Origin of the sequence: Bradyrhizobium sp., from assembly GCF_016219575.1 — a bacterium.
GTDB lineage: Bacteria > Pseudomonadota > Alphaproteobacteria > Rhizobiales > Xanthobacteraceae > Bradyrhizobium.
This window is the reverse complement of sequence record NZ_JACRMG010000035.1, coordinates 21,254-42,251: the sequence shown is the minus strand read 5'-3', so window position 1 is coordinate 42,251 and position 20,998 is coordinate 21,254. Positions and strand designations below refer to the sequence as shown.

Here is a 20,998-nt window from a genome sequence, read left to right as displayed (position 1 = left end):
GAGCCCGTTTCAGCGAATTTCACCCAGCCCCAATTTTTGACACGAACGCATGTAATATCAGTGCCTTGCGCTGAGTTTGGCGTTCCAGTCAATTCCATCTCATCCCGCCAAATCTCACGCCCAAGTGTATGTAAAGGTGTATGTAGCCGGAGTGCCGGTTATGGCGCGAGGATTCGGAAAACTGACGGCCAAGAAGGTCGAACATCTGGCAACGCGCGGCATGCATGCTGATGGCGGCGGCCTGTATCTCCAGGTCGCGAAGGGCGGCTCCAAGAGCTGGTTGTTTCGATACAAGCTTTATGGACGCACCCGCTGGCACGGCCTCGGGTCGCTGCGCGACGTGAGCCTCGAAGAGGCGCGCGAGAAAGCCACTGAAGCTCGCAAGGTCCGGCGCAATGGCGCTGACCCGATCCAAGCCAAGCGCGAGGCGGAAGCCGCGGCCCGCATCGAGGCCGCCAAGGCGATCACGTTCGGGGCGGCTGCCAAACGCTTCATTAAGGCTAATCGGACGGGCTGGAAAAATGCCAAGCACGCCGACCAATGGCTAATGACGTTGCTCGGCATCGACAAGAAGGGGAAGCCGACCAAGAACGACTACTGCAGGGCCATCCGTGATCTTCCCATCGGCTCGATCGATACGACGCTGGTCCTGCGCATCATCGAGCCGATCTGGGCGAGCAAGACCGAAACGGCCAGCCGCATTCGCAGTCGCATTGAGCAGGTGATCGATGCCGCCAAGGCGAAGGGCGAGTTCAAGGGCGAAAACCCTGCACGCTGGAAGGGGCATCTCGATAACCTGCTCCCGGCCACGTCGAAGGTTCGCAAGGTCCGCAATCATCCGGCGCTGCCTTATCGGCAATTGCCCAACTTCATGGGCAAGCTCCGCGAGCGTCATGGTGCCGCGGCGGCAGCTCTTGAGTTTCAAATCCTGACGGCCGTGAGGCCCGGCAACGCAGTAGCGGCAAAATGGGACCAGATCGATCGGCAGATATCAGTGTGGATCATTCCGGCGGCACTCATGAAGAGCGATGCCGAACACAAAGTGCCATTGAGCAAGGCCGCGCTCGCCGTGCTTGATCGCATGGAAGTTACGAAGGATGGCAGCGAGTACATCTTCCCCAGCAGCAAGGGCAAGCCCCTGAGCGACGCCTCGATGGCTGCGGTCATCAACAGGATAAACGAGCTGGAGCGGCGCTGGATCGATCCGAAGCTCGGCCGCGAAATCGTGCCGCACGGCTTTCGGTCATCGTTCCGCGATTGGGCGGCAGAGCACAGCTATGACGATCCCGTCGCCGAAGCTGCGCTCGCGCACAAGGTGAGTGACGAGGTGGTCGCGGCTTATCGGCGCACCACCTTCTTCGACCTGCGCAAGCGGATGATGGAGGACTGGGCCGACTATTGCGCCCGACCGTCCAGCACTAGTCGCACCATATAACCTTTCCGGATCTTATCCAGAAATGAGACCGGCACCCTTCGCGCAGCCATACCGAGGGATGCAGCGTCACGTGGCCATGAGTGTCGGTGGACACGTCCCAGCGCGGCTTCACTTCCTTGAGCACCACCATCTCCAGACGCTGCCCGCACCCGCAGGGGCACCGCATGCCGACCGACCAATCCTCGCCGTCGTCGCGGGCGATGACGAGCGTCCACGGCGGCAGCTTTTTCGGAAGCATGTCGCCATCGACGATTTTGAGCTTGCGGCGGGGCGTGAGAGCAGCGACGAACCGGCGCCACCAAAGCGGCTTCCTAGTCATGCGACCCTCCGCTGCACCGCGAGCGCAGGCAGTCCAAGGAGTGGCTCGGCCGCGCCTACGGCGACCGGAAAGCGGTGCCCCTTTTGGAACTGGCTTTCAGCAAACCAGTCTTCGTCGCCCTCGGCGAGCATGAATATAGTGCGCGCCCGCGTTTCGTTCGCGAACTCGCGGAAGGGAAACAGCCGCGCGATAAGTTCGACGACACAGGCCGACGCCGCGCGCATGTTGACAGTGATGACGCCAGGCGCCTCCTCTGGCATACCCTTCAAATAGCCGTCTGCGATTTTCTTGGCGAACGCTTGTGGGGCCGTTCGCGCGAGGTATTCGGCCTCCAGAAGGGCCGCGTCGTAGACACCGCGATCCATTAGGCTTGAGCCGCCGGGATAGACATAATCAACCCGGCCGTAAACTTCTGCGATGCGGCGTTTGCCGCCTGGCAACGGCTCGGTCGGGATCGCAACGCCGACATCGAACAGCGGAATGGCAAAACAAGCGCTGAGCCGGTCAGCGATATGACGACCTTCCGCGGAGTCAACGCAAGAGACGAGAATATCGGCCTCGCACGCCACCAGGACGGCTTCCCGTGTCGCGACGGAGCTTGGCACGCTGACTACCTCGCCATCGGAGCGATAGCGGCGGATGGCGGCGGCAAACACTTCGACCTTGAGGGAGCCGATGTCGGCGATCGTCGCGTTCAGGATGCGGTTGAGGTTACGCTCCTCGATCTTGTCGAAATCGATGAGAATGATCTCCCCGACACCGAGGCGGGCGAGCTGCTCGGCGACAATCGACCCGGTCCCCGACACGCCGATCACGCAGATGCTGAGGCGCGCGAGCGACGCCCGCATATCGCCCGTGAAAGCCATCGTCGGCTTCAACGGGCCTGAGGTTGTTGCCCCGTCGTTCCACCAAGTTCCGATGTCGTTGCCGGCTTTCATCACGAGATCGACCGGCATGGCGCAGTCTTCTTGATACAAGCGCGCCCGCATCACACCGCTCGGTATCATGATGGCCGAGCCCGCCATGCGCTCTGTGCCGGCTTGGATGGCGGGCATCAGCACGCGGTCGCTTTCATCGTCGATGTCGGAGAAAGCAAACAGCCCGCCGGGATGCGCGTGAACGGCGATCACCGCGTCGCCGCGTGCCGACGCCCGGTCGATCGCCGCCTCCACATATTCGCCCGGCCAGGTGATAAAATCGGGCCGTCGCGTGCAATGCGCGTGAGGAACGTAAATAACTTCGCGCCCGAGCCATTTCTGGCGTCGTTGGCCGGTCACCGTGCAGAGCAAAAGCGCAGCGGCTTCGAGACCATCACCGGGAAAGAGATGGGCCCGAAGTTCGTCCGCCAGCTTCGCGGGCAACACCAAAGTGTGACCTCGCTTCATTGGCCGACCTCGCGTTGCAAAGATTCATCGACGAGAGCGAGGTGCGTCGCCAACGTGTCGCGTGCCGAATCCCACTGGCGGTGGCGCGACCAGCGCTGAAACGGTAAACCGATGACCGTCTCGATCTGCTGGGTCTGCGGGATCACACCACCCGAGGACAGCGCCAGCGGCGGATGGCAGTAGAACATATCGAGCTGGGCGCCCGGATAGCTCACCGGCACTTCGATGCCGATGGTTGCTGTCGCAACCCGATAGCCCGCCGGAAGCGGATAGTTGCGAATGATCAGCCAGCGGCGGCCGGCATCGACCAGGGTTTCCCAGTCGAAGCCGAGGCGGTCGAGGAGCGCTTCGTCCTGCGGCAGCATCGCGAAAGCGCAGCGGTCCTGCCGGCAGACCTCCCCGTTGTTGATCTGCCGCGGGGTAAGGCGAAGTTTTTCGATGCCCTTGTGGCGCAGGTCGATGACAAAGGAGAGACCGACCTCCCGCTTCGGCTCGCCCACTAGCTTGAGCACGATGATCCAGGGCGTATCGGGACTGAAGCCGGCTTGCTGGATCGCCTCGCGCACCACAATCTCGGGCTTCGGGGACTCGATGGTGACACCCTGAACATTCAGCTTCCACACTTCATGATGCGGATGATGATTGTGCTCGTGCTCGCAATGGTGGTGATGCTCCGCCTCGTGGTGGTGGCGATGTGGCTCTTCGCCTCCGCCGTGTGGCTGGGAATCGTTTTCGCTATTCATTGAATTCTCCGCATCTATCTGTTTTGACGTAACTTTTCGATCGAGGTGACCGCGAGCCTGTACTTTGCTACCGTGCTGCGTCAGATTTGGACGTACACGGGATGCGTTACGACAAGACACGGAACATCTTGGAATTGGCCCGAGCGCTGGCAAGCAGCGCCGAGGGCCTGACGCTGGACGAGATGTGCGAGGTGACGGGATGCGAACGGCGCACCGTCGAGCGCATGCGTGACACCATCCGCACGGTGTTCCCGCAAATGGAAGAAATCCCCGATCATCCGAAGAAGCGGTTCCATATCCCGAAGGGGCTCGACGGCTTCTTCCAAGATCCGACGGCCGAAGAGTTGAGCGACCTTGGCGTCGTCGTTGCCGAGTTCAACGAATCCGGAGCTATCGCGCGCGCTGCGTCGCTCGCCGGGCTTGAGAAGAAAATCCGCGCGGCCATGCGGCACGGGCGCCGCCGGGCCACTGAGACCGACGTCGAGGCTTTGCTGCGCGCCGAACGCATCGCGGTGCAAGCGGGACCGCGGCCGACGGAAGACCCGGCCGTCCTCATGATCCTTCGCCGTGCGCTGCTGGAGATGAAACTGTTGCGCTTCATCTATCATGGCGGCTCAAGGCCGGGGGCTTCGCGCGACGTCGTCCCTTACGGCATCATCTTCGGCCGCATGAATTATCTGATCGGGGCCGATGCCGGCACCATAAAGCCGAAGCATTGGCGGCTCGACCGGATTGAACGGCTCGAATGCCTCAACGAGACTGCCTCGCCACCCACGGACTTCGACCTCGCTGCGTTCGCCAACACTGCCTTTGCCTATTTCGAAGGCGAACAGGAGGATGTGGTTTTGCATATCCTCCCGGGCGGCTTGGAGGATTTCAAGAACCACCGGTTTCATTCAACCCAGACCGTCGAAGCGCACCCCGGTGGCGGCCTCATCGTGCGCTTTCGCGCCAGCGGCATGCTGGAGCTGGCCTGGCATCTCTTCACCTGGGGCAACAAGGTGGAGATCGTCGAGCCCCTGTCCCTGCGCCAGCAGATCACCACCGAATTGCGCGCCGCACTGGCGCATCACGAAGAACCCTTGCGTTTCACCTACGTCGTTGACCCGAAGAAAGCATCCTAGCCGGAGACCTACGTCCAATTCTGTCGCACCCAACTTTCATTTTCTCGCATCATGCCTTCGCTTTCAGCTTCTCGCCTCAATGATTATCTCGGCTGTCCGCACCAGGCGGCGCTCTGGCTCGCCGGCATCAAGCCGGCCGAGGATGCAGACGCGACCCTGCAACTGATCCGCGACAAGGGCTTCGAACATGAGGCGGCCGTGCTGGCGCAGCTCGAAGAGCGCTTCGGTCCGGCCGAACGCATCCCTTCGGACGGCAGTGTCGCCGATCGCACCCGCCTGACGCGGGAGGCCATCGCACGCGGCGCGAAATTGATCTATCAGGGCGCGCTCATCAAGGATGCGTGGCTTGGCTATCCCGACTTCCTGCTGCGAAACGGCGATGACGGCGCGACCACCTTTGAGCCCGAAGACGCGAAGCTCGCGCGGTCGGCCAAAGGCGAATATGTCTTGCAACTCGGCATCTATGCCGAATTGCTGGAAGAGCTGTTCGGCATCCCCGTGCAAGGCGGCGTCATCCATGTCGCGGCCGGCGAATCGGAGCCTTTCGATCTGCGGCGCACGCGCTTTATTCTCCGGCGGCTGATGCGTGATTTCGAGCGCTTCGTCGCCGATGAAAAACGCGCCACCAAGTCGCAACCCTGCGCCGCCTGCCAGCAATGCGACTACAAGGCGCGCTGCGAATCCGAATGGCGCGACGCGGACAGCCCGTTTTTCGTGGCGGGCGTCAGCGGAGCGCAAGTCGCAAAGCTCGCGGCTGCCGGGGTCACCACCCTCGCACAGCTGGCGGCATTGCCGGCCAATGCCAAAGTCGATGGCATGGGCGCAGAAACGCTGGCGAAGCTGTCGGCGCAAGCCCGCCTCCAGAGTGCTGCACGGACAAGCGGCGAGCACAGCTTCGAGCTCCTGCTCTATGCGCGCGGGCGCGGCTTTGCGATGCTGCCTGCGCCCGACGATGGCGATCTCTACTTCGACATGGAGGGCGATCCCCTGGCTGGCGAAGGGCTCGAATATCTCTTTGGCGTCTATGGCCGCTTGAACGGCGATCGCGAGCAGGCCTTCCAGCCGATCTGGGCCCACAACCCCGCCGAAGAGAAGCTGGCGTTTGAAAAGCTTATGCGCCTTTTGATCGAGCAGGTGCGGCGCCATCCCAACGCGCACATTTACCACTACGCCGCCTACGAGACGACGGCTCTCAAGCGGCTCGCCATGCGTTACGCAACGATGGAAGCGGAACTCGACCAGCTCCTGCGCGAGCGCCGTTTCGTCGATCTCTACCGGGTCGTGGTACAAGCGCTGCGCGCATCGACCGAAAGCTATTCGATCAAGGATCTTGAAGCCCTTTATTGGCGCGAGCGCAGCGGCGAGGTGCGCACGGCGTCCGACAGCATCGTCGAATATGAGCGCTGGTGCTTGACCAAGGACAACGCCATCCTCGATTCGATTGCCGCCTACAACAAGGATGACTGTGTTTCGACGGCACAGCTGCACGCCTGGCTTGAGAAGCTGCGTCCCCCCGGCATCAATCTTGAGATTGTCGATGATACTGCCGGCGAGAAGCGCGAGCAGTCGGCCGAGCGCGCTCGGCTTGAGGCCCGTAAGCAGACTCTTGCGGCGGCCGTACGGGCCTCTCCCCATAGCGATGCGCGCGTGCGCGACCTTATCGCCGAGCTGTTGTGGTTCCACCAGCGCTCGCAGAAGCCCGGCTGGTGGGCTCTCTTCGAGCGGCAGGCCTGGTCCGAAGACGAGCTGGTGGACGACGCCGAAAGCCTCGGCGGGCTTCAACACGACACCTCGAAAGCGCCGGTGCCGGTCAAGCGGTCATTCGACACGACATTCGTCTTTCCGCCGCAGGACACCAAGCTCAAGGTTGGCGACACGCCACGCATTGCCGAGACGATCGGCAATGCCGGCACCATCGTCGAGATCTCGGCGGAGGATGGCCGTGTTGTGCTTCGGCGCGGCGCGAAGGCGCCCGCCATGCCGGACCGTTTCAGCCTGGTTCCAGCGCCGATCAACTTGCAAGGCGTCCCAGACGCCGTGCTGGCGTTCGCCGATCGCTTCGTGAGCGGGGCGAGCGGCGAAGATCAGGCGCTCCTCAATCTTCTGATGCGCAGCATCCCGCGCTTGAAAGGTCGGACGGCCGGATCGCCGATACGCCAGCCGGACGAGCCGTTGACCGACGCCGTAATCCGCGCCATCGCCGACCTCGACCATAGCTATCTGTTCATCCAAGGACCGCCCGGAACGGGCAAGACCTATACGGCCGCGCTGGCGATCGTCGCGCTGCTCAAGGCCGGCAAGCGTGTCGGCGTTTCCTCGAACTCGCACAAGGCGATCAACAAGCTGCTTGCAGAGGTTGATGCGCGCGCCGCCGAAGCGCAGTTCCGCTTCAAGGGCGCCAAGAAGGGCAATGACGGCAAACCCGAGACGGAATACGACAGCACCAACATCGTGACGGTCGTTAAATCGGAGGATGTGCTGCCGCAGCACCGCCTGGTCGGCGGGACCGTTTTTCATTTCTGTCGCGACGATCAGCGCAACGAGTATGACTACCTGTTTGTCGACGAGGCTGGACAGGTATCGCTTGGCAATCTCGTCGCGATGGGGGCCGCCGCGGCCAACATCGTGCTGGTCGGCGATCAAATGCAGCTTCCCCAACCGGTCCAGGGCGTGCATCCGGGCGAGACCGGCCTCTCAAGTCTTGAGTACCTTCTGGAAGACCGGGCCACGGTGCCCGAGGACCGCGGCATTCTTCTGAACGAGAGCCGCCGGCTGCATCCTGCCCTCTGCCGGTTTATTTCCGACGCGATCTATGATGGTCGCCTCGGCTCGCACCCATCGACGGAGGCCCGATACCTGCGTCTTCGGCCCGGTGCACCTGGCGCCCTTCGGCCGGCGGGATTGTCCTTTGTGCCGGTTGCACATGATGGCTGCACGCAGTCAAGCCGCGCCGAGGCCGAGGCGATTGCCGAACTCGTCCAGGCGCTGTTGGTGCAAGAAATCATTCGGGATGGCAGCGCGTCGCCCCTCACCCTTGACGATATTCTTGTCGTCGCTCCCTATAACCTGCAAGTGAATCTTCTCAAGCAAGTTTTGCCGCCGGGCTCTCATGTCGGCACGGTGGACAAGTTTCAGGGGCAGGAAGCCGCGGTCGTGATCGTCTCGATGACGACATCCAAAGGCACCGAGGCGCCGCGCGGCACCGAATTCCTCTTCAATCCAAACCGCTTCAACGTCGCCGTGAGCCGCGCGCAGTGTCTGGCCCTTGTAGTTCATGGCGCCCAGCTGCTCGAAGGCGCGTGGACGAAGATCAACGACCTTCGCCGCCTGAACCTGTTTGCTCATGCCGAGTCAATCGCGCAGAGCCAGCCTTAAACCCATCCCTATTTGAGTAGAAAGCCATGTTGAGAGCACCGTTCAGTTCCGAGTTTGATCCTTCCGAGGAAAGCGAAGGCAGTACCGATCCCCTGGGATTGTTACCCGGCTACGAGCGCCTCGCCGACCGCCTGCTGCCGGCGGTCACAGTGCGGATGGGCCATCCGCGATTTGTCACGGCTATAGCAATCGGCGCGCGCCTTTTGGAGGATTGGGACGAGGATGCGGTAGCCGCTGACGGCATAACGCCCCCATGGCTCGTGTGGGAATGGTTTGTCGTCGAGGCGTTTGTGCGCACGGAGAATTCACCCTCCGGGACGTCCGGCGTTCCCGGCATTCAGAAAGTTCGGCGCGCCCTGCGCAACCAGCGGCCGGTCTGTGCGACGGCCTATCTCAAGACTCCGAATGCGTTTGGCTTCACCGGCGTGTTTCGACGACTTGCCCGCAGAATTGGAATTATTGCCGACGATGGCGCGCTCGACGACGGTGGCTACGAACTGGTTTCCGAATGGGCAAAGGATCAAGGGCTCGACGGCTTCCTCGACGGGTCAGGCGGAGCCGGGCACGCCTTTCGCGAGCGGCTTCGGCGTGCGGTTGCTCAAGGTATGGACAAGGGACACACCACATACCAGTCCGGCGAGTTCTGGCGTGAGCTCGCGAGCCGCCTCGATCCAAAAGCACCGGGGCGCCGCGAGAAAGCCGTCCTGACCGAGCGCATTTTGTCGCGTGCCGGCGACATTGATATGATCGCGCACCTCAAAGACGCTCTGGTTGCCCAAGGTGGCGTGAGCGGACGTAGCCACGAGGCGGCGTTTCTCCGCAAGCTCAGCCGCAGGGCTCCCGCCGGGCTTCAAGAGCTCCTCACCGCGATCGATGCGTATGAAACTTTTGGGCGCGTGATCACCGACGCGTTCGATGGTTTGCGCTATTGCGCATCGAGCAACGGTGGCTTGCCTGTAGACGCTAAGATTTTCTCTGCGACAAAGACTGCCAGGTCAGCGCTCGAAATCCTGGCACCAAGCCTCGCGCGTATTCGCTCTCACCCAACGCTGCTCGAATGGGAAAGCAAAGAGAAAGGCATTGCCCAAGCCATCGATCGGTTCGAAGAGGTTCGAACCACCACCGAGTTCTTTGAGGCCATTCTCCATCATCACGACCAGGTTCAGCGCGAGAAGCCCCCACATGGGAAACGCACCTGGTTCGAGCGTGGCTCGCGCGGGCTGGTGGCCCTGCGTGCCGGCTATACGCTATCTGAACCGCCGACCGGTAAGGGCGGCTATGTTCACGAATATCGCATTCCGACCTTTTCCGGATTCCTCTCCGACCTGGGAGTCCTTCAATGAGCGGCCGGCGTTCGTCGGCGTCCGACCAAACACGAGCGCGCCTGCTCGATCTTTGGTCCAGCGACGAGGCTTTTGGCCGCCCGCTCGGCTGCGTGGCGACAAGCTTTACGTTCGACGCCGAGTTTTTCGAGGAACAATGCCTGGCGCGCTTCTTGTCGATTCAGAGTCATCCCAACGAAACCGCCAAAGCCTATCTTATCGAACGTGAAGAAAAGCTCGCGCAAAGCTTTGCCTGTGTCCTGGTCGATAGCACGCATACCGACGCCGATCGCAGCCTGCGTTGGCATATGTTGCCGGTTCGGTTGCCGGGCGGCGGCATTTTGCACGCCAAGCTCACTCTTTTGGTGTGGGAGAACTTTATCCGGGTTCTGATTGGGTCGGCCAATCTGACGGAACCAGCCTACCGCCGAAATCAAGAAGTCATGGCCGTGCTCGAATTCGATCCCAAGGGCAATGCTGCGCCCGAACTGCTGCGCGAATGCATCGCCTTCCTCCATCGCGTGCGAGGGTACGCACCTGGCATCGATCGCACCGACAGCGGGCCACAAGCCGCTTTGACGGACTTTCTGTCATCGGTCGAGCGGCGGGCTCGCTCTTTGCCGCCTGCGGATCGCGACGATGCCGAATGCGTGCTGATTCCTCTCGTTCCCGGCGGTGATACGGTTATCCAACAACTCGACGCCAGATGGGTTGGGACACGGCCGGACCACGCATGGATATTGAGCCCGTTTTTTGACGAGGAGACTCGTGCCGGCGCCACGGCAGAAACTTTTGCCGCACTTCTCACGACGCGCGGTGAACGCTGGCTAAGCTTTGCCGGGCCTGGCCGCACCCTGCCGGACGGGACGGTACAGATCGATGCGCCGGCAGTGCTCAAGCAATCTCCGCATCCATCGCTTCAGCATGCGTTTTCGATCGTCGAACAGCGCATCGAGATCGAAGGCAAACAGGAGGATCGGCCGCTTCACGCGAAATCCATCTGGCTGCAGCGCGACGACCGCGCGCTCTATATGCTTGGGTCGAGCAATTTCACGGCCGCGGGGCTTGGCCTTCACCCCCGGCACAATATCGAACTGAACCTCGCCTACATCATCCGTGATCGCGGGTCGCGTTTTGGAAAGCTCTGCGCGCAGTCATGGCCGCAGGAGAACGAACTCGACGACATCGAGGGCGTCCAGTTTCTCGGCGGATCACCTGACTCGGCCGATAATTTGGACGCTCCACCCTTGCCTGCCGCTTTCGGGCTGGCGCTGTTCTGCCTCGACAAGCATGGCGCGCGTCTTGAACTTGAGATCGGCGCTGGCGCCCCGCCGGTCTTTGAGATCCTATCCAAGGAACACGGATGGCTTATGAACAATCAGGGCTGGGCAGACAGCGGAAGCCCGCCTACCGTCGTTCTTCCTTGGGACACGAAGCGGCCTCCCAGCTCACTCGACGTTCGCTGGCATGACGATGCGCAGCGCGAATGGAGCGCGCCGTGGGTCGTGAATGTTGCTGATCCGTCGGCCCTGCCGCCACCCGACGAGCTCGGAAGCCTTTCACTTGCGGAACTCATCGAGATTCTTACTTCCGCGCGCCCGCTGCACGAGGTGGTCCTTCGTATCCTTCAGCGCCGGGAAAGCCAGAAACAGCCAGGAAAAGCTATCGAGGTTGATCCGCACAAAAGAGTCGACACAAGCCAATTTCTCCTGCGCCGCATGCGGCGCGTTGCCCAGGCGCTGGAGGGTATGCGTGAGCGCATGCAGCAGCCGGTGAGCTCCCTCGACGCCCTTCGCTGGCGCCTGCGCGGGCCGATCGGGCCTTTTGCCCTGGCTAAGCGGCTCGCGGCCGAAGACCCGGAAGGGGCAGCGTTCATGATCGCCGAGGTCGCCGCCACCCTGCGCAGCGTCGCGTGGAGGCCTTTGGGCACGCTCAACAAACATGCCATTGGCCTCGAAGTCAGTGAGATCACCCGATCCTTGCAGGAGCTTGCCCACCAAGCAGCCGCTCCGCCCAGCCTTGCCGCCTATGTCGCGGCCTCTTTTGAGGAGCTGCTATCGTGACTTGGCCTGTTGACACGGGTGATCTGGGCGAGCGTCTCGATCTCAGAAACGATCGCGTCAGCACCGAAGATGCGTTTCGGCAACAGCGCACGATCGCGGAAATTCTGCGCCGGCTCGGCAATCAGCCGGGCATCGTGCTGGCCGATGAAGTCGGCATGGGAAAAACATTTGTCGCGCTCGGCGTCGCCATGAAGGCGGCCCTCGCCGACCGCGGGAAACGGCCCGTCGTCATCATGGTGCCTTCATCGCTCCACGAGAAATGGCCCCGCGATTTTAAGGTATTCGTCGATCGCGCGATCAAGCGCTCCGATGACAAGACGCTCCGCGCCGAACCTGTCGCGTCGGCGCTCGAATTTTTCCGGCTTATCGATAGCGAAGCCAGCAACCGTCCGCAGATCATTTTTCTCAAGCATGGAGCCTTCCATGTGCAGAACATCGATCAGTGGGTACGCCTCGCACTGATCAAGCGTGCGATCAGCGGCATACATCTCGGCGAAAAGCGGAATGCGTTGCCACGGTTCGCCGCGGACCTGCTGCGAACCAAGTCCTCCTACAATGACCCGGAGCTCTTCGCCAAGCTGCTGCGCATCTCCAACCGGGAATGGCGCCACGTCATCAATGAGCATTACCGGGCCCGCCCCGAGCTTCAACTCTCTGAGGCGCCCATTCCCGAGGCAATCCAGAAAGTGCTCGAATCGAGCGATATCGATGTCGCCGAATTACGCGATTGCTTGCGCGAATTGCCGGCCCGGGAATCAGCTTTCATTAACGAGCGGCTGGAGCGCGCACGCCGTGCGATCAACGATGCGCTACGGACGATGTGGCCATCGACCCAGGCGAAAGCGAGATTTCGCTCTCCCCTTCTGATCCTTGACGAAGCCCATCACCTGAAAAATCCGGCGACCCGCCTGGCGTCCCTCTTTGTGACGGATGAAGCACGGGAGGACGCCGGCACCATCACGGGAGCCCTGGAGGGATCGTTCGAGCGGATGATGTTCTTGACGGCGACGCCATTCCAGCTCGGGCATCATGAATTGCTGAGTGTGATCGGCCGATTCCGCGGCGTCGCCTGGAAAACGCTGCCCCGCTGCACAAAGGAGCAGTTTGAAACGGAGCTGGAGGCGCTCGGCAAGACACTGGACCGCGCACAACACCGCGCGGCCGAACTCGACAAGCGATGGGCTTCCCTCCGTCAAGGCGATCTCGTCGGCGCCAACGGCCAGGAGGTGTCGATCGACGATTGGTGGCAAGGCGCCGCCGCGGATCCCCAGTTTCTCCCGGAACGCATCCAAATGGTCATGCGATCGTTTCAGCAGGCCCAAGCCGCAATGAAAGAAGCCGAGGCGCCGCTGCGTAAATGGGTTGTCAGGCATCTGCGCGATCCGATGCTTCCCGGCGCCCAGGTGCCGCGGCGCTCGCGACATTCGGGCCGCGCGCTTTCCTTGTCGCTCGAAGGCGATGGCGGTCTGCCTGTAGGCGACGAGGCTTTGCTTCCGTTTTTGCTCGCGGCCCGTGCGCAAGCCGTCGTTGTGCACGAGGGCATAAAAGCTGGACGAGCTACATTTGCAGAAGGTTTGGCGTCGAGTTACGAAGCTTTCCTTGAGACGCGGCGCAACGGATCGTCTCACGAAGATGAGGAGCAGGAACTTAAGGCGACCCTGTCCGGCCAGCTCATCGACCGTTACATTGAGAAGCTGACAACGGCGCTTCCCGATGAGGCTGCTTATGCCCAGCACCCGAAGATTGCTCCACTGATAGCACGGGTTCTCGACCTTTGGCGACACCGTGAGAAGGTCGTGGTTTTCTGCCATTACCGTGAGACCGGGCGAGCCATCGTAAGACACCTCTCGGCGGCGCTGGAGCGACAGCTTTGGAGCGACGCTACGCAAAGATTTGGGCTTGAGCACGAAGCCGTTCGAAAAGTCGTGGCCGGTTTTGGGGCACGCTTCGACACGGATGGAGGCATGCGTCAGCCCTTGGACGACGAATTAAACCGGCGCCTTGCGCCTTACGTTGAATTGAACAGCGATGAGCGAGATCGGATACACGACGTCGTTCGACGTTTCGTCCGAACGCCGCTTTTCGTCGCCCGCTATTTTAATGTTCGCGCACGATCGGGCGAAGCTGCTTTGCAGGAGGCGTTCGGCACCCGCGACTTGTCGGGAATCTCCCTCGGGGAGAAGATCGATTCCTTCTTGAAATTCATTGCCCGGCGGTGCACGCCCGCTGAGCGCAAGGACTACCTCGAAGCCCTCAGCCGGATGCAGCCAGGGATTCGTGGGGAAACCCTGCGGGAGAATGACGATGATTTGAGCCAGATGAAGGGGATCAGCGTAATGCCCAACATCCGGCTCGCGAACGGACTTGTGAAGCAGGAGACGCGCCAACGGCTGATGCTCGCCTTTAATACCCCGTTCTTCCCGGAAGTTCTAGTCGCCTCAAGCGTGCTGGCAGAGGGGGTCGATCTCCATCTGAGCTGCCGGCATGTGATCCATCATGATTTAAGCTGGAATCCGAGTACCCTTGAGCAGCGCACGGGCCGCGTCGATCGGATCGGCGCCATAGCCGAAACCGTCAAAAAACCTATTGAGGTTTTCCTTCCTTACGTGGGCGGCACGCAGGACGAAAAGCAGTTTCGCGTGGTCATGGATCGGGAGCGTTGGTTTCAGGTATTGATGGGCGCCGACTATCGAACCGACGAATCCTTCACGGAAAAGGCAGCGGAGCGCATACAGCTGCCGGTCGCCGCTGCAAAAGCGCTCGCATTCGACCTCTCCGTCGCGCCCGATCCGGGCACCGGAGATTGCGAACAGTTGCCACTCGTCGGTTCTGCCGAGTGAGAGACCTTATGCACAGCATCATGCTAGCTGTGCGAAATACCTTGCAATCGAGAGAGCGACCTTCGTACGAACTCGCTGGCCCTAGAGTGGGGTGATCTGATCCAGTCGATTCATTGGTAGTGAGGCGATCGAAATTGAAATCGCGCAATGCTAGCAGATGCGCGGCACGAGGGAATCGAAGGGACGGCGCTTATATGCGGCATGTTGCGCTGCAAGCTAATATGCTTCCCCGATCCAAGAGAAAGAAGCTAAATACGCTCGAAATGCGCGAGCAAATTCGCTAATAGTCGCCTAAAGCGAGCGAAGGGGTCTTTGGGGAAATACTTAGCAAGCCACGGATGGGCCGCTTTGCCGTTTGTCGCCCCTCGGAGAACATGCGAATTCGCGGTAGGCGTGCCGGTCGGGTAGGTGAAAGAATATGCCAGAGAGCAACGAAGGCGACGGATCGGCCAGCGGTACGGTGAAGATTACTTGCGTCGCTGCAGACCAAGTCAATATTGCCTTCTATCAGAACGCTATTCCGATAGTCCGCGAATTAGCGTTGGAAAATAGCTTGGGCCGCGACCTGGCGGACGTTTCTGTCCACCTTTCAGCCGAGCCGGCGTTTCTCAACCCGGGTGTGTGGCGTGTCGAACGCATCTCGGATGGCGCGACACATCACATTCGCAGCTTCGATTTTAAACTAGACCCTACGTTTTTGGCCGGGATTAACGCCTCCCGTCGGGGCGAGCTGCGGATTCGCGTTCAGGCCGCAGGGGAGACCGTTGCCGAGCATGCCTTGGACATCAATCTCCTTCCGCCGTCTCACTGGGGCGGCATCAATTCGGCACCCGAACTCCTTGCTGCTTTCGTCCGGCCGACCGATCCGAGCGTCGATGTTATTCTTCGGGAGGCATCTGGAAAGCTTGCCGCAGCCGGCCGCAGCGACGCAATGGACGGTTACCGAAAGGGTACCAAGGCGCGCGCCTGGGAAATCGCGGACGCTATCTGGGCCGCACTTGTTTCTCACGCCATCGCTTATGTGCTTCCGCCCATGAGCTTTGAGCGTTCGGGGCAGCAAGTCCGCGGTCCGAGCGACATCCTGTCCCGGAAGGTCGGTACCTGCCTCGATCTGACGCTGCTCTACGCCTCTTGCCTCGAACAGGCCGGCCTGAACCCCGTCTTAGTATTGACGGAGGGGCATGCGTTCGTGGGTGTCTGGCTATTGGATGAGGACTTCTCGACCCTCGTGATCGACGATCCGCAGCTGCTGCGAAAGCGAGTTCAGCTCGACGAGATGGTCTTAGTTGAAACGACATTACTAACGGGCTCCAACCCCGGGCGGTTCAAGCAAGCCGTGGAGGCCGGTAAGAAGCTGGTCGCCGAAGCGGCAACCGCGTCGTTCGAGCTTGCGATCGACGTGCGGCGGGCGAGGAGCGCGAAGATTCGCTCGCTCGATCTCTCGGGTTCCAACGAACCGACGGTCAGGCCCGCTACGGCCGCGCCAGTCGCCCAGGAGGTCGGCGAAATACCACCGTTTGAGGAGGAACTGGACAAGCACCGCGAGGCCACGCCAGGAAAACCGCTCGATCGGCTTGAAACTTGGAAGCGAAACCTCCTGGACCTCTCCCTGCGGAACAAGCTGCTCAATTTCAAGGACACGAAGTCCACTATCGCCATCGAGTGTCCTGACGCATCAAGGCTCGAGGACCAACTGGCCGGTGGAAATAAATTCAAGCTGCTCGGTAGAACGGCTATTCTTGATGGAAGCGATGGCCGCGATACGACACTCTTGGCGGAACGACGTGACGACGACGCCCGAAGAGACTTCCTTCTAGATGCATTGGGTCGCGGCGATCTTCATACTACGGTTCTCGAGAGTGAACTCGACGGCCGCCTAACCGACCTCTACCGGGCTTCGAAACTTGCGTTCGAGGAAGGCGGGGCCAATGTCCTCTACCTTTGTTTGGGTTTCCTGAAATGGACCCCCTCTGACGGTGCCGGACCGTATCGAGCGCCGCTGGTACTCGTGCCGGTTCAGCTCGAGCGCAAGAGCGTCCGCTCCGGCTTCAGGCTCACACTCCATGAAGACGAAACGCGCTTCAATCCGACGCTGCTGCAGATGCTCAAGCAGGATTTCGATCTGGCGCTGCCGGAGTTCGAAGGTGAGCTGCCAGAAGACGGCGCGGGCATAGACGTCGCGGAAATCTGGCGGTCGGTCCGCCGGCACGTAAAGAATATCAAGGGCTGGGAGGTGACCGAACAAGTTGTGTTGGCGACCCTCTCCTTCACAAAATACCTGATGTGGAAGGATCTCATCGATCGCACCGACATCCTTAAGCGGAATCCGGTGGTTCGGCATCTGATTGACACGCCGACGCACACTTATGCCGGCGGCTCGGGAGGCGCCTTTATAGCCGCCAACACTATCGACCAGGTCATCGATCCAGCCGACCTGTTTGCGCCTTTGTCGGCCGACTCTTCGCAGATCGCTGCTGTCGTTGCCGCCCAGCGCGGCGGCGACTTCGTGCTGTTTGGGCCACCGGGAACCGGCAAGAGCCAGACGATCGCGAACATGATCACCAATTGCTTGGCTCACGAGAAGACCGTCCTGTTCGTCTCCCAGAAGACCGCGGCCTTAGAGGTTGTCCGGCAGCGCATGAATTCCATCGGGCTAGGTAGCTATTGCCTCGAGGTTCATTCCACCAAGGCGCAGAAATCGAGCGTCCTAGAGCAGCTAGCGACTGCATGGCGCGAACGGGACGAGGTGACCGAGGAGCATTGGTCGACCGCCGCCGGGGACCTGAAGGCAAAGCGCGACCAGCTAAATAGGTTAGTTTCCGCGCTGCATCGGCGACGAGCAAACGGCATGACCGCCTATGAGGCTTTCGGCAGGGTAGTCGCTGATCGAGGCCGCCTCCTTGACGTCGAACTGAGCTGGCCGGTCGGAACAGTGCATTCGCCTGCAGAACTTGCCCGGATGCGGGAGACCTGCGCCGATATTCGAACCGCTCTCGAAGCGATCGGCAACCCGGCTACGCATCCGCTTCAAGGCATCGAGCAAACCAGATGGAATCCCGCTTGGGTCCAGGCGCTGCAGCAGCATGTCGATCGCCTGCAGGCGGCTTTGATCGAAGTAAAGACGGCAGCCGAAGGCCTCGCTAAATCGGTTGGGCTCGAGCAGGTCGCCACCGACGACGGAATGTTGCCTCAGTTGGTGAAGCTGGTCTCCACGATGCTGCACGCCGAGGCGGCCGATGGTGTGTTGCTTTTGACCGATGACGCTCCGGAACACGTTCGCGCGCTTTCGGACTTGGCCGATGCGGTGCGTAGATTCAACGCAAAAAAAGCGGAGCTTTCGGTCGAGTACGACCTCAAGGCTACCCATCTCGACTTGGAGGAACTGCAGCGCAACTGGTTTGAGGCTTGTGCCTCCAACGTGGTCATGCGTGGAGGCCGAAAGAAAAAGGTTCGACTCGCTCTCGAACCTTACTGCGGCGCAGATGTGCCGGATGATATCGGCCGAGATCTCGTCGTGCTGCAAGAACTTGCGATATTGCTGCATGAAATTGCAATGATTAAACCGCGATTCGCGGGTATCGAGCGCATCTGGCGAGGGACCGCGACCGATGTGGCTCGGTTTGAAGGGTTGATTTCGTGGGCCGATAGCATGCGCGATGCTGTTGACGCTCTTCGGCTTGAAAATGTCGAACCCGAACGCCTGCTCGCCTACATCGCGGACCAACTGAACCGTGACGTAGCAAGATTCAAGCACGGCGGACAGGTGAGGCGTGCATTTGAGGCGATGACCAGGGCCTTCCCCGCGATGCGCGAGGCGGCTCGCCAACTAGGAGCCTGTATTGGCCTCGATGAACCGGAGAGTATTATCAGCGTCGAGACGGGCTGGATCGACAGGCTGCTCGAGCAGACCGCCCGTTGGAAAGCAAACATCATCAAAGCCCCGCAATGGGCGACCTGGCGCGCGGTTGCGCAGGGCGCTCGAAAAACAGGCCTCTCTCCGTTGGTCGAGGCCGCCGAGCAGGGGCGGATTGCAGGACACGAATTAGCGGCTGCATTCGAGTTCGCATATGCGCGATGGATCGCTGAAACGATCGTCAACGAGGACGATACCTTGAGCGGCTTCCTTGCCGAAAAGCATGAGGCGACGATCGAGGGGTTCGTGGCGGCCGATAAAAAGGTCGGCGAACTTGCTCGCCAAATTGTCAAGGCGCGCATCGGCACTGCGCTTCCGACACAGACGAACTTCGGTGCGGATCCGGAATGGGGGACGCTCGCGCGCGAAATCAACAAGAAGGCGAAGCAGATACCGCTTCGGCAGTTGTTTGGGCGTATTCCAAACGTTATGACTAAGCTCGCGCCCTGTGTGATGATGAGCCCGCTGTCGATCGCGCAGTATCTACCGGCGGACGCCAAGCCCTTCGACGTCGTGATCTTCGACGAGGCGTCGCAGATCCCAGTTTGGGATGCGATTGGCGCCATCGCCCGCGGCAGTCAGGTCATCATTGTGGGCGACCCCGAACAGCTGCCGCCGACCAATGTCGGCCAGCGTGGTGTCGACGACGAGGACGACGACGGGGCAACCATCCAGAGCCAGCAGAGCATCCTTGACGAGTGCCTCGCTTCCAATCTACCGAGCATGCGATTGAGCTGGCACTATCGTAGCCGTCACGAGAGCCTTATCGCGTTCTCTAACGCAAAATACTACCGCGGCGAGCTGATGACTTTTCCGTCGCCGGTGACCCGCGACGCAGCCGTGCGCTATATCCACGTCGCAGATGGCGTTTACGAGCGTGGCGGCGCCAAGGTCAATCGCAAGGAGGCCGCCGCCGTCGTAGCAGAGATCATCAGGCGCGCAAAAACCTCCTCGCACTCGATTGGGGTCGTCACTTTCAATTCGGAACAGCAGCGACTAATCGAGAATATGCTCGACCAAGAACGCCGTAGCGATCCATCCCTCGAACCGCACTTCGATCGGAACCAGACCGGGGAGCCGATTCTCGTCAAAAACATTGAGAATATCCAAGGCGACGAGCGCGACATCATCATCTTTTCGGTGGCGGTCGGACCCGACAAGACGGGCCGCATTACGGCCCAGATCTCGTCGCTGAACGGCGAAGGCGGACATCGCCGGCTGAATGTCGCCGTGACCCGCGCACGGCGTGAACTGCTTGTATTCGCATCACTGCGGCCAGAGCAGATCGACCTAGGGCGTACCAACGCGAAGGGCGTTGTCGATTTCAAGCACTTCCTGGAATTCGCTGAAAATGGTGCCCGTGCCATTGCGGAGGCATTTTCACCGACCGGACGCGGAACCGAGTCACCTTTCGAAGATGCGGTGATGCGTGCTCTTCAGGATAAGGGCTGGATGGTCCACCCTCAGATAGGGGTTTCATTCTTCCGTATCGATCTTGGAGTGGTGCATCCGGACTTTCCAGGGCGATATCTCGCAGGTGTCGAATGCGACGGTGCCGCGTACCATCGCTCCGCGACGGCACGCGATCGGGACCGGCTGCGTGAAATGGTACTGACGGACCTTGGCTGGCGGATCAGGCGAATCTGGAGCACCGAGTGGTGGATGGATGCCGCCACTGCGATGGAAAAGCTTCATTCCCGCCTGAGTGCCGATCTCGAAGCTGACCGAGCATCTCGCGCGGCGGCGGCGCCTGCAGCACCCGTAGCACCCGACACTGAGATCGCTTTGCCCACGAACGACGATGTGAATGAGGGCGCCGCCGAGCCGTCGCTGCCAGCGGAGCCGCCAACTGCTGCGGACGATCAGCCGCAAGCGCTGCCACAGCCGGCCAACGACTCCGACCAGGTCGAATTCCGGAGATACGCCCGGGGGCCCGAAACGAGCGATCCGGGCCGCGAAGTGGCGCCGGCCACCTATGTGAGGGCCAATCCCGAAGATGTGGCCCGCCCCGATCGCGAAAGCTTCTACGAGCCCTCCTACCGAGGCAATCTGCGTCGCATGGTCGATCACGTCATCTCGCAGGAAGCCCCGATTTACTTCGACGTGCTTGTCGAGCGCATCGCTAGAGCTCACGGGTTTCAACGCTCCGGTGAAGTCGTGCAGCGGACTATTTGGGCAGCGCTGGGAAGGGGGCGCTTCCCGAGCAGCCGGGACGGCGACCGTCACCTCATCTGGCCCGCCGACGCTGAAGTCGTCTCCAAGACGGCTTATCGGGGCGCCGGCGGCCGTGACCATGGTGACATCCCACTGCCCGAACTCGTCGGCCTTGCCGAAATCTTGGGGGCTAGGGGCTTGGAGGAAGAAGAGGAAATCATTCGTGGGATGCAGGAGCACTTCGGGTTGGGAAGGCTCGCTGCGTCGACGCGCGAGCGATTTGAAGCAGCAACGCAAATAATCCGTGCAGCTAAAGAGGGCTGAG

General features: G+C 61.0%; 10 protein-coding genes. 7 read left to right on the top strand and 3 right to left on the bottom strand.

Annotated features, from left to right (window positions below; all coding sequences use genetic code 11):
• The first annotated feature begins 160 nt into the window (after positions 1-160).
• A complete protein-coding gene (locus HZB49_RS26175; protein ID WP_291616679.1) occupies positions 161-1,435 on the top strand; it encodes a tyrosine-type recombinase/integrase in 1,275 nt (424 codons plus the stop codon).
• Here the strand turns inward: HZB49_RS26175 and HZB49_RS26170 are convergent.
• The 3 genes from HZB49_RS26170 to HZB49_RS26160 are packed head-to-tail and all read right to left on the bottom strand — an operon-like array spanning position 1,419 to position 3,882.
• On the bottom strand, positions 1,419-1,754 hold the full coding sequence (locus HZB49_RS26170; protein ID WP_291616677.1) for a DUF6527 family protein: 336 nt from the start codon (positions 1,752-1,754) through the stop codon (positions 1,419-1,421). The two genes, HZB49_RS26175 and HZB49_RS26170, sit on opposite strands and share 17 nt — an antisense overlap.
• Positions 1,751-3,139, bottom strand: a complete 1,389-nt coding sequence (locus HZB49_RS26165) for a ThiF family adenylyltransferase (RefSeq protein ID WP_291616675.1) — start codon at positions 3,137-3,139, stop codon at positions 1,751-1,753. Before HZB49_RS26165 ends, HZB49_RS26170 begins: the two co-directional genes overlap by 4 nt.
• Positions 3,136-3,882, bottom strand: a complete 747-nt coding sequence (locus HZB49_RS26160) for an E2/UBC family protein (protein WP_291616673.1) — start codon at positions 3,880-3,882, stop codon at positions 3,136-3,138. The genes HZB49_RS26165 and HZB49_RS26160 overlap by 4 nt, the downstream gene beginning before the upstream one ends.
• A gap of 101 nt (positions 3,883-3,983) precedes the next feature.
• Between HZB49_RS26160 and HZB49_RS26155 the strand changes: the two genes are divergently transcribed.
• The 6 genes from HZB49_RS26155 to HZB49_RS26130 all read left to right on the top strand — a co-directional run bounded on the left by HZB49_RS26155 (position 3,984) and on the right by HZB49_RS26130 (position 20,997).
• A complete protein-coding gene (locus tag HZB49_RS26155; RefSeq protein WP_291616672.1) occupies positions 3,984-5,006 on the top strand; it encodes a WYL domain-containing protein in 1,023 nt (340 codons plus the stop codon).
• Between the two features lie 51 nt (positions 5,007-5,057).
• Positions 5,058-8,381: a TM0106 family RecB-like putative nuclease gene (locus tag HZB49_RS26150; RefSeq protein ID WP_291616671.1), complete on the top strand. Its 3,324-nt coding sequence runs from the start codon at positions 5,058-5,060 to the stop codon at positions 8,379-8,381.
• A 26-nt stretch (positions 8,382-8,407) separates the two neighbouring features.
• Positions 8,408-9,724 carry a hypothetical protein gene (locus tag HZB49_RS26145; protein ID WP_291616669.1) on the top strand — a complete coding sequence of 439 codons (1,317 nt, stop codon included), beginning with the start codon at positions 8,408-8,410 and terminating at the stop codon, positions 9,722-9,724.
• Positions 9,721-11,766, top strand: coding sequence for a hypothetical protein (locus HZB49_RS26140; protein WP_291616667.1), 2,046 nt, complete (start codon positions 9,721-9,723; stop codon positions 11,764-11,766). The genes HZB49_RS26145 and HZB49_RS26140 overlap by 4 nt, the downstream gene beginning before the upstream one ends.
• Positions 11,763-14,606, top strand: a complete 2,844-nt coding sequence (locus HZB49_RS26135) for a DEAD/DEAH box helicase (protein ID WP_291616665.1) — start codon at positions 11,763-11,765, stop codon at positions 14,604-14,606. Before HZB49_RS26140 ends, HZB49_RS26135 begins: the two co-directional genes overlap by 4 nt.
• A 418-nt stretch (positions 14,607-15,024) precedes the next feature.
• Positions 15,025-20,997 (top strand): DUF3320 domain-containing protein, encoded by a 5,973-nt coding sequence (locus HZB49_RS26130; RefSeq protein WP_291616663.1) that lies wholly within the window; start codon positions 15,025-15,027, stop codon positions 20,995-20,997.
• Position 20,998 lies beyond the last annotated feature (1 nt).